The sequence below is a fragment of the Paractinoplanes hotanensis genome (assembly GCF_023717965.1).
Taxonomy (GTDB): Bacteria; Actinomycetota; Actinomycetes; order Mycobacteriales; family Micromonosporaceae; genus Actinoplanes; species Actinoplanes polyasparticus.
Map to the genome: position 1 here is coordinate 38,359 of NZ_JAMQOL010000055.1, position 13,162 is coordinate 51,520.

A 13,162-nucleotide genomic window follows, 5' to 3' on the forward strand; every position below is an offset into this window, starting at 1 on the left:
CAACGACATGTCCAGCGGTTATTTCGGTGCGCCGAGGTCGTCGAGAGCCTTGGCCGAGCCGCGGTGCAGCGGCACCGGGTCGGTCTTGCGGGCCTGGTCGAGCGAGATCTCCTTGGCCGCGGCGTTGGCCTGTTCGAGCTGCGGCTTGCGGTCGAACAGCGTCTTGGTCAGCACGCAGGCGACGTTGGCGTCCAGGTCGTCCTTCACCAGCAGCAGATTCGGCACGACGATGGTCGGGATGTCGCCGGCCAGCTCGTAGGCCGCGGCCGGGATGGTGCCGGCCTCGTAGACCGGGTTGATCTTCTGGAGTTCCGGCAGCAGCGGCGTGATGTCGAGGAACTCGACCTGGCCCCCCGAGGTGGTCAGCAGGTCGGTGACGCCCGGCGTGGGCAGGCCGCCGGACCAGAAGAAGGCGTCGATCGAGCCCTCCTTCATACCGTCGACGGTCTTGGTGAGGTCGAGCTTCTGGGCGCTGATGTCCTTCGCGGGGTCGAGGCCGGCCGCCGTGAGCAGGCGGTTGGCGATGACCTCGGTGCCGGACCGGGGGGAACCGGTCGAGACGCGCTTGCCCTTCATGCCCGCGACGCCCTTGATGCCGGCGTCCTTGCGCACGATGACCTGGGTGTAGTTCGTGTGGATGCGGGACACCGCGGCGATCGGCTGCTTGCTGTCGAAGCTGCCGGTGCCGTTGATCGCGTCGGCCGCGGTGTCGGCCAGCGAGAACGCGACGCCGTAGCTGCCGGCCACCAGCTGCTGGATGTTCTGCACGGAGGCGCCGGTCTCGGAGGCGGTCGCCTTGACGTTGCCCCCGGCGGCGCCGATCTGTTCGGCGTACGCGTTGCCGAGCGCGAAGTAGACGCCCGTGGCGTTGCCGGTGGCGATGCCGATCCGGGTCTCGTTGGCGACGGTGCAGGTCACCTCCCCGCCGGCGTCGGTCGAGGCGGCGTCCTGCCGTCCGCCGCAGGCCGTCAGCGCCCCGGTGAGGGCGAGAGCGAGTCCGGCGGCCATTGCCATGCGTCTCATATCAACCCCGTTCTTCGGTGTGCGTGGTGTCGCTGCCGGTCTCGCTCCGGACTGAAGCAGACGGCGTCTTTGCGGTAGACGTGCTGTCATGGTCAGCTGGACTCCCATGTGGAGAGCCCGGCGACTGGATGCCGACGCTGGTCTTGCCTCGCTCATCCGACGGCGCGGGGCGGACGACGCCGGAGCAGGGGAGGCCGGCAGCGGCGGTGCGGGCGGCTGGTCCGCGGGGGCGGGTCGATGGCGGCGGGCGTCGACGGCCGTCCAGCCGATGGCCACGGTGAGCAGGGCGAGGCCGATGCCGATGGTCAGCGGTTCCAGGTAGAGCAGGAGCAGGCCGGCCACCCCGGCCAGCACGCGGCTCGGGGTGCCGGCGCGGCCGATGCCGAGAACCCAGCCGCCGGTGGCGACGGCCAGTGCGGCCACCCCGACGATCGCGGCCGCGGTGGCCCAGACGATGTCGAGGAACGGGCCGCGAGCCAGCAGGTAGGAACCGGCCGGGGTGAGCACGAACGCGATGGGGGCCAGGAACGCCGGCAGCGCGTACTTGAGGGCCTGCCACATCGTCGGGATCGTGCGCCCGCCGGTGATCGCGCTCGCTCCGACGGCGGCCAGGGCCGTGGGCGGGGTGACCTCGGAGAGCACCGAGTAGTAGAAGACGAACATGGCTGCGGCGGGCGCCGGGACGCCGAGGGTCAGCAGCGCCGGGCCGATGATGACCCAGCCGATGATGAAGCTGGCCGTGACCGGCACCGCGAGCCCGAGGATGGCCAGTGCCACCGCGGCCAGAACGACGGTCAGCGCCAGCACCGCGGTCGGGTTCGAGGTGACGGCCTCGGCGCGGCGCACCAGCTCCGACGCCAGCTGGGCGCCCAGCCCGGTCTTGGTGGTGGTGGCCGTGATGATGCCGGCGGCGGCGCAGACCGCGACCACCGGCAGCACGCTGCGGACGCCGGCGCTGAGCGCGCTGAACACGCGTTGCGGGGTGAGCCACGAGCGCCGGTCGAGGAACGAGAGCGCGAAGGCCAGCAGCGTGGCGTAGACGACGGCCCGGGTGGCGCTCTGGCCCAGCGCCAGCAGCACGACGATCAGGATCAGCGACGAGAAGTGGTAGCCGAACCGGCCCAGCAGCCGCAGCGTGCTCACCGGCGGCGCGTCGAGCCACGGGCAGTACTAGGTCGCGTCGCGCTTCGTAACCGCACGACTCTGTAACGAGCCGGACGCCTCCGCAACCGGCCCGCACCAGCCGGATCACCCGGTCCGCACCCGACGGGCGGCGTAATGGACCCCTGACCGTCGTCGGAGGGGGCCGTATGACCGTGCAGGTGGAAGTGCCGCAGCAGCAGCGCGTCGAGGGGCTCGCCCGCGACTTCGCGCTGATGCGCCGGCGGCGCATGATGAGCCTCGACCACGGGGTCACCGTGGCCGCCCTGGCCGAGGGGCAGAAAGACGCGCTCTCCCGCTCGGGAATCGTGCGCCGGGACCTGCGCCGCAGCTTCGGCAAGGCCACCGGGGTGGCCCGCGGCGTCCCGCTGACCGTGCGCCTGCGCCTGGTCAGCGTGAACTCCGGCCGCCCGCTGGCCGGGCGCGCGCTCTACCTCTGGCACGCCGACCGTGACGGCGCGTACTCGCTGCACTCCCCCGGCCTGGCCGAGCGGAATTACCTGCGCGGCATCCAGGTCACCGACGAGGGCGGCTGGGTCACCTTCTCGACGATCTTCCCCGGCGCGCACGACGGCCGGTGGCCTCACCTGCACGTCGAGGACCTCGCCGGGCCGGCCGTCCAGGTGGCGCTGCCGGGCGACGCCTGCGCGACGGCATACGGCGCGCCCGGATACGAGCAGAGCGCGACCCACCTCGCGCTGGCCACGCCGGTGACCGAGGACGGCGGCGAGCTGACCATGGCCACCGTCACGGGCGATCTTTCCCGCGGCCTCGTGGCGACCAGGACCATTAGCATCTGAGCCAGGAGGCTCAGATGACCGAGGGCACAGAGGCATTCCGGGCGGCGCGCGACTTCCTGCTGGCGCACAGCGACGATTACGACGAAGCCGTCCGCCAGTTCCGATGGCCCGCGCTGACGGAGTTCAACTGGGCCCTCGACTGGTTCGACGTGATCGCCGCGGACAACGACGCGCCCGCGCTCTGGATCGTCGAGGAGGACGGTTCCGAGCACCGGTTCTCGTTCGCCGAGATGTCCCGGCGGTCCGGCCAGGTCGCGACCTGGTTGCGCGCCCGCGGCGTACGCCGGGGTGACCGCGTCGTGGTCATGCTGGGCAACCAGGCGGAGCTGTGGGACACGATCCTCGCCGCCATGAAGCTCGGTGCCGTGCTGATCCCGGCGACACCGCTGCTCGGCCCGGCTGACTCCGCCGAGCGGGTCGCCCGCGGTGGCGCCCGGCACGTGATCGCCACGTCCGACGCCGCCGGCAAGTTCGCCTCGGTCGCCGCGGAGGTCACCCGGATCACGGTCGGCGACCCCGTCGCCGGTTGGCATTCCCTGTCGGACGCCTATTCCGAGGATGCCGGGTTCGAGCCGGACGAGCCGACGCGGGCCGACGACACGCTGCTGCTCTACTTCACCTCGGGCACCACAGCGCGCCCGAAGCTGGTCGAGCACACCCACACCTCGTACCCGGTCGGGCATCTCTCGACCATGTACTGGATCGGGCTGCGACCCGGGGACGTGCACCTCAACATCTCGTCGCCGGGGTGGGCCAAGCACGCCTGGAGCAACGTCTTCGCCCCCTGGAACGCGCAGGCCTGCGTGTTCATCTACAACTACACGCGCTTCGACCCGGCCCGTCTGATGGCCGAGATGCAGCGCTGCGGGGTGACCAGCTTCTGCGCGCCGCCGACCGTATGGCGGATGCTCATCCAGTCCGACCTCTCCGCCCTGGCCACGCCGCCGCGGATCGTGGTGGGCGCCGGCGAGCCGCTCAACCCCGAGGTCATCGATCGGGTGAACAAGGCCTGGGGCGTGACGATCCGCGACGGTTTCGGCCAGACCGAGACGACCGTGCAGATCGCCAACACGCCGGGTCAGCCGGTCAAACCGGGTTCGATGGGCCGGCCGGTGCCGGGCTACCGGATCGCGCTGATCGACCCGAACACCGGCGACCAGGCCGCGGAGGGCGAGATCTGCGTGGCGCTCGATCCGCGGCCGACCGGCCTGATGGCCGGCTACCACGGCGACGACGAGCTGACCGCCGAGCGGATGGCCGGTGGTTACTACCACACCGGTGACGTCGCTTCCCGCGACGAGGACGGCTACATCACGTACGTGGGCCGCACCGACGACGTGTTCAAGGCCTCCGACTACCGGATCTCCCCGTTCGAGCTCGAGAGCGTGCTGATCGAGCACGAGGCGGTGGTCGAGGCCGCGGTGGTGCCCTCCCCCGACCCGCTGCGCCTGGCGGTGCCGAAGGCCTACGTCGTGCTCGCCGAGGGTTGGCCGGCCGACGCCGCCACCGCCGGAACCCTCTTCGCGTACGCCCGGGAACACATGCCGCCGTACGCGAGGATCCGCCGCCTCGAGTTCGCCGAGCTGCCCAAGACGATCTCCGGCAAGATCCGCCGGGTCGAGCTGCGCGCGGCCGAGGTCGAGAAGCACGGGGACCCGTCCGCCGCGCCGCCGGGAGAATTCGCCGGATAGATTGGCGCGATGCTCCGACGGCGTCTGCTCTACCCGCTCGCTGTGGTGCTGCTGCTGGGACAGATGGCGTTCGCCATGGTCACCACGGCCGTGCAGCAGTCGCCGACCATCGACGAGCCGGTCTACGTAGCGACCGCCGAGGTCTACCGCCAGCAGCACAGCCTGGTCTACAACCCGGAGCACCCGCCGCTGGCCAAGTTGGCGATGGCGGCCGGGCTGGCCTTCGTCGACCCGAAGCTGGACGCCCCCTTCCGGGTGAATCAGAGCTACCTCGGGCGGCACGTCCTCTACGAAGCGGGCAACAACCCGTTCGAGCTGATGCTGGCCGCGCGCCTGCCGATCGTCCTGCTGACTTTGTTGTTCGGCCTGGTCGTGCTGTTCTTCGCCCGCGACCTGGCCGGCCCGTGGGCCGGTCTGCTGGCCCTGGCCCTGTACGCCTTCTCGCCCGACCTCATCGCGCACGGCGCCCTGGCCACGCTGGATGTGCCCGCGGCCGGCTTCGTGCTGGTGACCATCTGGATGCTGTGGCGGGCCCGTTCCCGGCCCGGTCTCTATCTGCCGCTCGCGGGGGTGGCGCTGGGCGCGGCCCTGGCGACCCGGATGAACACCCTGGCCGTCGTGCCGGTGGCGCTGCTGCTCGCCCTGCTGGCGCCGGCCGTAGTCAAGCGGGCGCCGCTGGCGGGCCTCCGCTCCCGCGAGACGTGGCGACAGCTCGGGCTGCGCGTGCTCGGCGCGATCGGTGTCGGCTTGATCGCCGTGGCCGTGGTCTGGCTGGTCTACCTGGCCGTCGACCCGCGGTTGCGCTGGACCACCCCGGCCACCCTGCCGCATCCCGGCGGGCTCAAGGGCCTGGCCGTCGACCTTTTGCCGTTCCCACAGGCCTACCGCGACGGCGTGCTGATCCAGTTCGTGTTCGAGTCGCGCACGTTCAACGGCTTCCTGCTGGGCGAGGCGTACCGCGGGGCGCTCTGGTACTACCTGCCGGTCGCGTTGGTGATCAAAACGCCGCTCGGCATGATGCTGCTCTGGCTGGCCGGCGTCGTCACGCTGCTGATCAAGAAGTGGATCGCCGCGCTCTATCTGCTGCTGCCGGCCGGCGTGCTGATGCTGGTGGCGATGACCGGCTCCCGCGACTACGGCACCCGCTACGTCATCTTCATGCCGATGCTGCTGGCCGTCGCGGCCGGCGCGGTCGTCCTGATCCGCTGGCGCTGGACCTGGATCCCGGCGACGGCGCTGGCCGCCTTCGTCGGGGTGAGCTCGCTGCTGACCTTCCCGTACTACCTGCCCTACTCGAACGAGGCCTTCGGCGGCACCTCGAACACGCACAACAACCTGCACGACTCCAACGTCGACTGGGGGCAGGACCTCCCCCGGCTGGCCGAGCGCCTGCGGACGAAATACCCGGGCGAGCCGGTCTGGCTGGTCTACAAGGGGTCGGGCGTGCCCAACTACTACGGCATCCAGAGCCGCAACCCGCTGACCGTGCCGGTCGACCAGGTGCGCGGCCTGCTGGTGGTCTCCGACTCGCGGGTGGCCCTGGCCCGCAACCAGCTGAAGCGGCTGCTCGACTCCAGCACCCCCATCGACCAGGTCGGCTACTCGATCACCATCTATCGCCGCTGACGGGCCACCAGACGCCGGAGGCCGCCAGTCACCGCCGGGCCGGCGACCCAGATCGCGACTCGTGCGTGCGGTAGGCCGGGTTGACGTTGACCGGGATCGCGCCGACCGTGCGTTCCAGGTTGGGCGCCGATCGTCTCAACGAGCAGCGGCTGCTCGGACACACCCGAGGCACAGGACAGCATTCCCGCAGCGTGAACCCTGCCACGGCGTGGGGTCTAGGGTCGGGGCGTGACCATGCAGCGGGTGATCGTTTCGGATGGCGGGGTTTCGGTGGTCGCGGCGGAAGTGCCGCAGCCGGGGCCGGGTGAAGTGCTGGTGCGGACGGCGGTGGCGGGTGTGTGCGGCTCGGACACGCACGCGCTGGCCGGGTCGCATCCGTTCATCGAGCTGCCGTACGCGCCGGGGCACGAGGTGTGCGGCACGGTCGAGGCGGTCGGGCCGGCGGTGACCGCGGCCGTGGTCGGGCAGCGCGTGACGCTCGAGCCCTTCCTGCCCTGCTGGGAGTGCAAGCAGTGCCTCGCCGGGCGGCAGAACATCTGTGAGCGGCTGCGGTTCTTCGGCTGCGCCCACGACCAGGGCGGCATGGCCGAGCTGTTCACGGTCGACCAACGGCGGCTGCACGTCATCCCGGACGCGCTCGACTGGGCGACGGCCGCCTTCATCGAGCCGTTGGGGACGCCGGTGCACGCCATCGGGCTGGCTGAGGGCGTACGGGACAAGGCCGTGGCCATTCTGGGCGCCGGCACCATCGGGATTCTGATGGCACAGGTGGCGCGGGCCTACGGCGCCAAGCGCATCGTCATGACCGCCCGGTCGGCCGCCTCCCGCGAACGGGCGCTGGCCTTCGGAGCCGACGCCGCCGTCGACGCGACCGCACCCGACGCCGTCGCGCTGGTGCGGGAGGCGCTGGGCGAGAGCGCCGACGTGGTGTTCGACTGCGTGGCCGAGCAGTCGACCACCGACCAGGCCCTCGCCCTGGTGATGAAGGGCGGCACGGTCGTCGTGGTCGGGGTGCCGCCGGCCGACGTGAGCATCCCCCTGCCGTTGATCCAGGACGCCCAGCTCCGGATCCAGGGCAGCGCCACGTATCTGCCCGGCGACTTCACCGAGGCCATGCGGCTGCTCGAGTCGGGCGAGGTGGACGTCTCGGCCATGGTCACCGCCGTGCACCCGCTGGCCGATGCCGCCGCTGCCTTCGCGGATGCCGCCTCCGGTCGCCATCTCAAGGTGCTCCTCTCGGCGTGAGTCGGAGGCGACTCCAGGCCGCTCGGACGGGCGGCCCGGAGTTATCCACAATTCCGCGTTGTCCACAGGCAGCCCTGTCGGTTACCGACCGGTAATGCGATGGTGGAGCCATGGCGGATTACGACGTGGTGATCGTGGGCAGTGGCTTCGGCGGCAGCGTCAGCGCACTGCGTCTGGCCGAGAAGGGCTACCGCGTCGGCGTGCTCGAGGCGGGCCGGCGCTTCACCCGAGACAGCCTGCCCAAGACGTCGTGGGACCTGCGCAACTTCCTGTGGGCGCCGCGGCTGGGCCTGCGTGGCATCCAGCGCATCACTCTGCTCAAAGACCTGGTGGTGCTGTCGGCAGCCGGGGTCGGCGGCGGCTCCCTCGTCTATGCGAACACGCTCTATCGCCCGCCCGCGACGTTCTTCGCCGACCGTCATTGGGCCGGCATCACCGACTGGGCCGACGAGCTGACGCCGTTCTACGACCAGGCGTCGCGCATGCTGGGCGTGACCGAGCAGCCCACGATGACCCCGTCCGACCTGGTGATCCGCCAGGTCGCCGACGAGATGGGGGCGGGCGCGAGCTTCCGGCGTACGCCGGTGGGGGTGTTCTTCGGCGAGGCCGGCCGCACGGTGCCCGATCCGTTCTTCGGTGGCGCCGGCCCGGCCCGGACGGGCTGCACCGAGTGCGGCAACTGCATGATCGGCTGCAAGGTCGGCGCCAAGAACACTCTCGACGTCAACTACCTGCACCTGGCCGAGCGGGCCGGGGCGGTCGTGCACCCGTCCACCGAGGTCTCGTCGTTGCGGCCCGGTCCGTCGGGCTGGGTCGTCTCGTCGTCGGGCGGCGACTTCACGGCGCGCGAGGTGGTTCTGGCGGCGGGGGCACTCGGCACCCAGCGGCTGCTGCACACGATGCGGGACACCGGCGTGCTGCCCGCCCTGTCGCCGCGGCTGGGCGCGCTGACTCGCACGAACTCGGAGGCGCTGCTCGGCGCGCAGACCACGTCGGTGCCGGAACAGCCGTATTCGCAGGGTGTGGCGATCACGTCGTCCTTCCACCCCGACGAGACCACACACATCGAGCCGGTGCGGTACGGCCCGGGCAGCAACGCGATGGGTCTGCTCTCGACGGTGCTGGTCGACGGCGGCGGGCGGGTGCCGCGGCCGGTGCGCTTCCTCGGGTCGGCCCTGCGTCATCCGTACGTGCTGGCCCGCTCCTTGTCGGTGCGGCGCTGGAGCGAACGCACCATCATCGTGCTGGTCATGCAGACGGCCGACAACTCGCTGACGGTCAGCCGCACCCGGCGCGGCCGCCTCACCACCAGCCCCGGGCACGGTGCGCCGAACCCGAGCTGGATCCCCGTCGGCCACGACGCCGTCCGGCGCATCGCCACCCACATCGGCGGCTTCCCCGGCGGCACGGTCGGCGACATCTTCAACATCCCCATGACGGCCCACATCCTCGGCGGCGCCACGATCGGCGCGAGCCCGTCGGCCGGCGTGATCGACCCCTACCACCGCGTCTTCGGCTACGCGGGCCTGCACGTGATCGACGGCTCCACCGTGCCCGCCAACCTGGGTGTCAACCCGTCCCTGACCATCACGGCGCTGGCCGAGCGGGCGATGGCGCTGTGGCCCAACAAGGGGGAACCCGACCAACGTCCCGCTTCCGACCAGCCCTATCGCCGCCTCAACCCGACCGCTCCGCACTCCCCTGCCGTTCCGGCCCACGCCCCCGCGGCCTTACGGTTCGGGCCGGCTTGACCCGGCTTCTTCTCGTCGCCGGTGCGCCTCGACCACAGGGTCGCGGGAGTGCCGGCTCGGCCATAGGCTGGCAGGCATGGTGACACCCGACGAGCCGAACCCTGAGCTGATCGGGCACGCACGGGAGCTTCTGACTGCCAACCACTTTCTGACGTTGGCGACGGTGTCGGGTGGTGGGCAGCCCTGGGTCACCCCGGTCTACTTCTCCTGGACCGGGGGGTGGGAGTTTCTCTGGGTGTCCGCGCTCGACGCCGAGCACTCGCGCAATCTCGCGGAACGGCCGGCCGTCGCCCTGACCGTCTACGACTCCACCGTGCCCGCCTACCACGGGCAGGCCGTGTATGCCGTGGGCGAGGGGCGTGCGGTGCCGTCCGACGAACTCGACGACCGGCTGGTGCACTATCCAGGCCCGGCGGAGCGCGGGGGCAGCGTGTTCTCGCGCGAGGAACTGACAGACGATTCGCCCTGGCGGCTCTATCAGGCGGCCGCCACCGAGTTGTGGGTGCTGTGCCCGGGCGAGCCGCGGCGCGCCTGCACCCTCCACAACATCAGCAAGGACCATCGCGCCCGAGTGCTGTAGATCCCGCGACCCGGCGGCTTCGGGATTCGCGCCGTTGACAGTGGGCTCGGAGAACGCGGGGAGGGCAATCATGGAGATCAACTTCTGGAATGGACGAACCGCCCCGGCACCGGAGAATCGGCGACGAGGCGGCTCGGGTTCGGGGTGACTGTGTGCGTCAGGCGGTGGTGCAGGCGGAACCGTTCAGGGTGAAGGCGGTTGGTGCGGCGGAGTTGCCGGTGTGAGTGGCCTGGAAACCGAACGATGTGCTGCCGTTGGGCGGGACTGCGCCGTTCCAGGAGATGTTGCGGGCGGTGACCGCTCCACTCGAACCGGTCAATGCCGCGTTCCAGGAACTCGTGATGGTCTGGCCGGCGGGCAGTGTGAAGCCGAGCGCCCAGCCGTTCAGGGCCGTCGATCCGGTATTCGCCACGGTCACATTGGCGGTGTAGCCGGTATTCCACGTGTTGGTGGCGTAGGTGATGCGGCAACCGCCGGCCGCCGGCGGCGGAGTTGTCGGGGGAGGCGTCGTCGGCGGGGGCGTCGACGGGTTGCCTCCGCCGCCGTTAACCGCTGCCGAGAAATTGGTCACCGCGAGACCGGCGCCGCCGACCCACGGCTCGAATCCGGCCTGAATACTTGTCAAATACCAACTACTGGTGATCGCTCCGCGATTCTGCGTGTCGCGGATGAAGTCGAGGACGCTGAAGCTCCAGCTCGTGATCGGGGACGGCGCGACATACGAAATCACCGCGTTGGCGCCGTTGCTGCCCCGCCACACCTCCCAGGTGCGCCCGCCGATCGTCGCATTGCCGACCACCGAGCCGATCGGCTGGATCGAGCCCTGGCGGTTGAACCAGATCATGATCTCTTGCGCGTTGACGCCGTCGGTGCGCGGCGACGGGTCGAGCCAGATGTCGAACGACGCGTTGTAGGTCGCCCCGGAGACGTACTGATAGCTGACGCTGCTGGTGGCGGACGAGATGTCGCCGACCCGGATGGGCAGGTTGGTGCCGGGCGAGCACCGGGTGTAGTGGCAGCCGAAATAGACCGCCGGGTAGGAGACCGGGGCGCCGCTGGTGTTGCCGACGCCCTGCTGGCTGGTGATCGAGAATCCGGTGCCCGTGACGTCGATGCACTGCTGGGCCGAGGTGCCCCAGCGGTTGTTCATCACGATGTAGCGGCCGCCGATCGTGGTCTGGCCGTACTGCTCACAGATCTCGACGTCGGCCGAGGCCGGGCCGGCGGTGGCCAGAGTGGTGAGGGCGGCGGTCGCCAGCAGTCCGGCGGCCAGTGCGGCGCGGAGAAGACGTCTCATTCGGAGCTCCTTGAGAGGGGATCCCGTGGGGACGGGCACGGTGGGAGCGCTCCCACGTCACGTTACAGGACATTCACGAGCATGAAAAGAGGCGCCGCCGGCCCACCTCCACGGGTGTAACACCGGGCAGAATTGCGACATGCGGAAGGGGGCAATTTGCACTGAGAACTGTCGCGAGACAGAATGCAACGGTATCGACATTCACGGCGAAGCGCGCATGAGCATTGTCGTGGTTCAAATGACATCGCTGTAGGAGCGGGGCACACCATGGCCAAGCAGGTAATAACCCTTCTGACCGACGACCTCGACGGCGGCGAGGCGGACCGCACCGTCGAGTTCGGACTCGACGGTGTGAACTACACGATCGACCTCTCCGAGAAGAACGCCGGCAAGTTGCGCAAGGCGCTCGACCCGTTTCTGAATGCGGCCACGCGGGTGGGCCGCACCCCCGTCGCGTCGCCGACCCGCCGTTCGGCGCCGGCGAGCACCGGCCGCGCCAGCCGCGACCAGAACCAGGCGATTCGCGAGTGGGCGAACAAGAACGGCTACGAGGTCTCGGAGCGCGGCCGCATCCCGAGCCACATCGTGGAGGCGTACCACAGCAAGCGATAGTTCCATCGGCAAGAATGAGCGGCGTCGTCGATCCCGGCGGCGCCGCTTTCGTGGACGGGGAGAAAGCATGCCGGTCGTCATCGTGACAGGCGCGTCGAGCGGAATCGGCCGCAGCACCGCGGAACGGCTCGCCCGCAACGGCACGACGGTGGTGCTCGCCGCCCGCCGCGCCGACAAACTCGAAGCACTCGCCGCGCAATTGCCCGGCGCCGTTGTGGTCCCCACCGACGTACGCGATCCGGCCGCTATCGCCAATCTCGTGGAACGGGCGAAAGCGGTCACCGGCCGCATCGACGGCCTGGTCAACAACGCGGGTATCGGCGGCGCGGCGTCGATCCTGGCCGACGACGACGCGGTCGAGGGCATGGTGCGGGTCAACCTGCTGGCCCCGATCCGCCTGATGCGCGCGGTCGTGCCGATCATGCGGGCCCAGCAGGCGGGCGCCATCGTCAACATCGGCTCGGTGGCCGGCGAGGTCGGCATCAGCGGCACCTATTCGGCGACCAAGTTCGCCCTGCGGGGCATGACCGATTCCGTACGCCGAGAGCTGGCCGGAACCGGAATCGGCGTCACCCTCGTCGAGCCCGGCTACATCGCCACCGCCGGCAACCAGCACCGCAGCAACCTGCCCGGTCCCGAGATCGTCGCCGTCGCAGTCGAGAAGGCACTGCGCCGCCCCCGCCGCCGCATCGTCGTACCGGCGAAGTACCGGGCCGCCATCGTCGCCGCCCACCTGTTCCCCGCTGTCGCCGACCGCATCTACGCCGGCAAGGCAGCGGGCAAGGCCGAGATCAAGGGAAGGCTCTAGGCCCGCGTCCGACCTGTCTGTGCCGACCTGTCTGTGCCGCGGCACGAGCTGACTCGGCGACCCTCCGGACGGCGTCCGATGGGTCGCCGCCCGGGGGTAGTCAGTCGAGGTCGGACAGGTCGAGCACGAAGCGGTAGCGGACGTCGCCCTTTCCCAAGCGGGTCAGCGCCTCGTCGACCCGCGATGAGGGCAGCAGCTCGATGTCGGCGGTGATGCCGCGCTCGGCACAGAAGGTCAGCAGCTCGGCCGTGTGCCTGGTTCCGCCCGTACCGGAGGAACTGAGGCTCTTGCGGCCGAAGGTAAGGTTCATGATGTTCAGCGGGATCTCACGCGGGTAGCCGAGCACGCTCAGCGTGCCGTCCAGCGTGAGCAGGCCCAGCAGCGACGCGATGTCGTGCGGGCTTTAGATCGTGTCGAGGATCAGGTTCAACCGGCCGAACGCCTGCTTCAGCTGCTCGTCGTCGGTGGTGACGATCAGCCCGGACGCCCCGAGCTCTCGCGCGTCGGCCGCCTTCTCCGGCGTACGGCCCCCGCCGACCACGAACGCCGCCGCACCCTGCTGCGCGAG

At 70.4% G+C, this 13,162-nt stretch carries 12 protein-coding genes; 8 read left to right on the forward strand and 4 right to left on the reverse strand.

Translation table 11 applies throughout. The features are described from left to right. Nucleotides 1-18 precede the first annotated feature (18 nt). Nucleotides 19-2,166, reverse strand: coding sequence for a TAXI family TRAP transporter solute-binding subunit (locus tag LXN57_RS37135; RefSeq protein ID WP_251802899.1), 2,148 nt, complete (start codon nt 2,164-2,166; stop codon nt 19-21). Nucleotides 2,167-2,333: 167 nt separating this feature from the next. On the opposite strand from LXN57_RS37135, the gene LXN57_RS37140 reads away from it, so the two are divergent. The 6 genes from LXN57_RS37140 (at nt 2,334) to LXN57_RS37165 (ending at nt 9,877) form a co-directional block, all read left to right on the forward strand. Continuing rightward, nucleotides 2,334-2,984, forward strand: coding sequence for a dioxygenase family protein (locus LXN57_RS37140; RefSeq protein ID WP_251802900.1), 651 nt, complete (start codon nt 2,334-2,336; stop codon nt 2,982-2,984). Nucleotides 2,985-2,998: 14 nt separating this feature from the next. Beyond that, nucleotides 2,999-4,675, forward strand: a complete 1,677-nt coding sequence (locus tag LXN57_RS37145; RefSeq protein WP_251802901.1) for an AMP-binding protein — start codon at nt 2,999-3,001, stop codon at nt 4,673-4,675. A 9-nt stretch (nt 4,676-4,684) separates the two neighbouring features. Next, nucleotides 4,685-6,301: a glycosyltransferase family 39 protein gene (locus tag LXN57_RS37150; RefSeq protein ID WP_251802902.1), complete on the forward strand. Its 1,617-nt coding sequence runs from the start codon at nt 4,685-4,687 to the stop codon at nt 6,299-6,301. A gap of 234 nt (nt 6,302-6,535) precedes the next feature. Further along, the gene (locus tag LXN57_RS37155) at nt 6,536-7,546 is read left to right on the forward strand and encodes a zinc-dependent alcohol dehydrogenase (protein ID WP_251802932.1); all 1,011 of its coding nucleotides are present in this window, start codon (nt 6,536-6,538) and stop codon (nt 7,544-7,546) included. A gap of 110 nt (nt 7,547-7,656) precedes the next feature. Continuing rightward, the gene (locus LXN57_RS37160; RefSeq protein WP_251802903.1) at nt 7,657-9,297 is read left to right on the forward strand and encodes a GMC oxidoreductase; all 1,641 of its coding nucleotides are present in this window, start codon (nt 7,657-7,659) and stop codon (nt 9,295-9,297) included. Between the two features lie 76 nt (nt 9,298-9,373). After that, nucleotides 9,374-9,877 (forward strand): pyridoxamine 5'-phosphate oxidase family protein, encoded by a 504-nt coding sequence (locus LXN57_RS37165; RefSeq protein WP_251802904.1) that lies wholly within the window; start codon nt 9,374-9,376, stop codon nt 9,875-9,877. Between the two features lie 157 nt (nt 9,878-10,034). Here the strand turns inward: LXN57_RS37165 and LXN57_RS37170 are convergent, their stop codons facing one another. After that, the gene (locus LXN57_RS37170) at nt 10,035-11,174 is read right to left on the reverse strand and encodes a glycoside hydrolase family 12 protein (RefSeq protein ID WP_251802905.1); all 1,140 of its coding nucleotides are present in this window, start codon (nt 11,172-11,174) and stop codon (nt 10,035-10,037) included. A gap of 267 nt (nt 11,175-11,441) precedes the next feature. Between LXN57_RS37170 and LXN57_RS37175 the strand changes: the two genes are divergently transcribed. Continuing rightward, entirely contained in the window at nt 11,442-11,786 is a 345-nt protein-coding gene (locus tag LXN57_RS37175; protein ID WP_251802906.1) for a histone-like nucleoid-structuring protein Lsr2, read from the forward strand. Between the two features lie 67 nt (nt 11,787-11,853). Next, complete coding sequence (locus tag LXN57_RS37180) at nt 11,854-12,594, forward strand: SDR family NAD(P)-dependent oxidoreductase (protein WP_251802907.1); 741 nt, start codon at nt 11,854-11,856, stop codon at nt 12,592-12,594. A gap of 100 nt (nt 12,595-12,694) precedes the next feature. On the opposite strand, the gene LXN57_RS37185 is transcribed toward LXN57_RS37180, so the two are convergent. Both LXN57_RS37185 and LXN57_RS37190 read right to left on the reverse strand, forming a co-directional pair. Beyond that, nucleotides 12,695-12,904, reverse strand: coding sequence for a hypothetical protein (locus tag LXN57_RS37185; protein ID WP_251802908.1), 210 nt, complete (start codon nt 12,902-12,904; stop codon nt 12,695-12,697). 93 nt (nt 12,905-12,997) lie between these two features. Next, nucleotides 12,998-13,135, reverse strand: a complete 138-nt coding sequence (locus tag LXN57_RS37190; protein WP_251802909.1) for a hypothetical protein — start codon at nt 13,133-13,135, stop codon at nt 12,998-13,000. Nucleotides 13,136-13,162: the final 27 nt, after the last annotated feature.

What these genes read in the sequence shown, in the direction of transcription:
- LXN57_RS37160 (WP_251802903.1), top strand. Translation starts at nt 7,657, where the DNA reads ATGGCGGATTACGACGTGGTGATCGTGGGCAGTGGCTTCGGCGGCAGC.
- LXN57_RS37145 (WP_251802901.1), top strand. Translation starts at nt 2,999, where the DNA reads ATGACCGAGGGCACAGAGGCATTCCGGGCGGCGCGCGACTTCCTGCTG.
- LXN57_RS37185 (WP_251802908.1), bottom strand. Translation starts at nt 12,904, where the DNA reads ATGAACCTTACCTTCGGCCGCAAGAGCCTCAGTTCCTCCGGTACGGGC.
- LXN57_RS37155 (WP_251802932.1), top strand. Translation starts at nt 6,536, where the DNA reads ATGCAGCGGGTGATCGTTTCGGATGGCGGGGTTTCGGTGGTCGCGGCG.
- LXN57_RS37175 (WP_251802906.1), top strand. Translation starts at nt 11,442, where the DNA reads ATGGCCAAGCAGGTAATAACCCTTCTGACCGACGACCTCGACGGCGGC.
- LXN57_RS37150 (WP_251802902.1), top strand. Translation starts at nt 4,685, where the DNA reads ATGCTCCGACGGCGTCTGCTCTACCCGCTCGCTGTGGTGCTGCTGCTG.
- LXN57_RS37140 (WP_251802900.1), top strand. Translation starts at nt 2,334, where the DNA reads ATGACCGTGCAGGTGGAAGTGCCGCAGCAGCAGCGCGTCGAGGGGCTC.
- LXN57_RS37180 (WP_251802907.1), top strand. Translation starts at nt 11,854, where the DNA reads ATGCCGGTCGTCATCGTGACAGGCGCGTCGAGCGGAATCGGCCGCAGC.
- LXN57_RS37165 (WP_251802904.1), top strand. Translation starts at nt 9,374, where the DNA reads ATGGTGACACCCGACGAGCCGAACCCTGAGCTGATCGGGCACGCACGG.
- LXN57_RS37170 (WP_251802905.1), bottom strand. Translation starts at nt 11,174, where the DNA reads ATGAGACGTCTTCTCCGCGCCGCACTGGCCGCCGGACTGCTGGCGACC.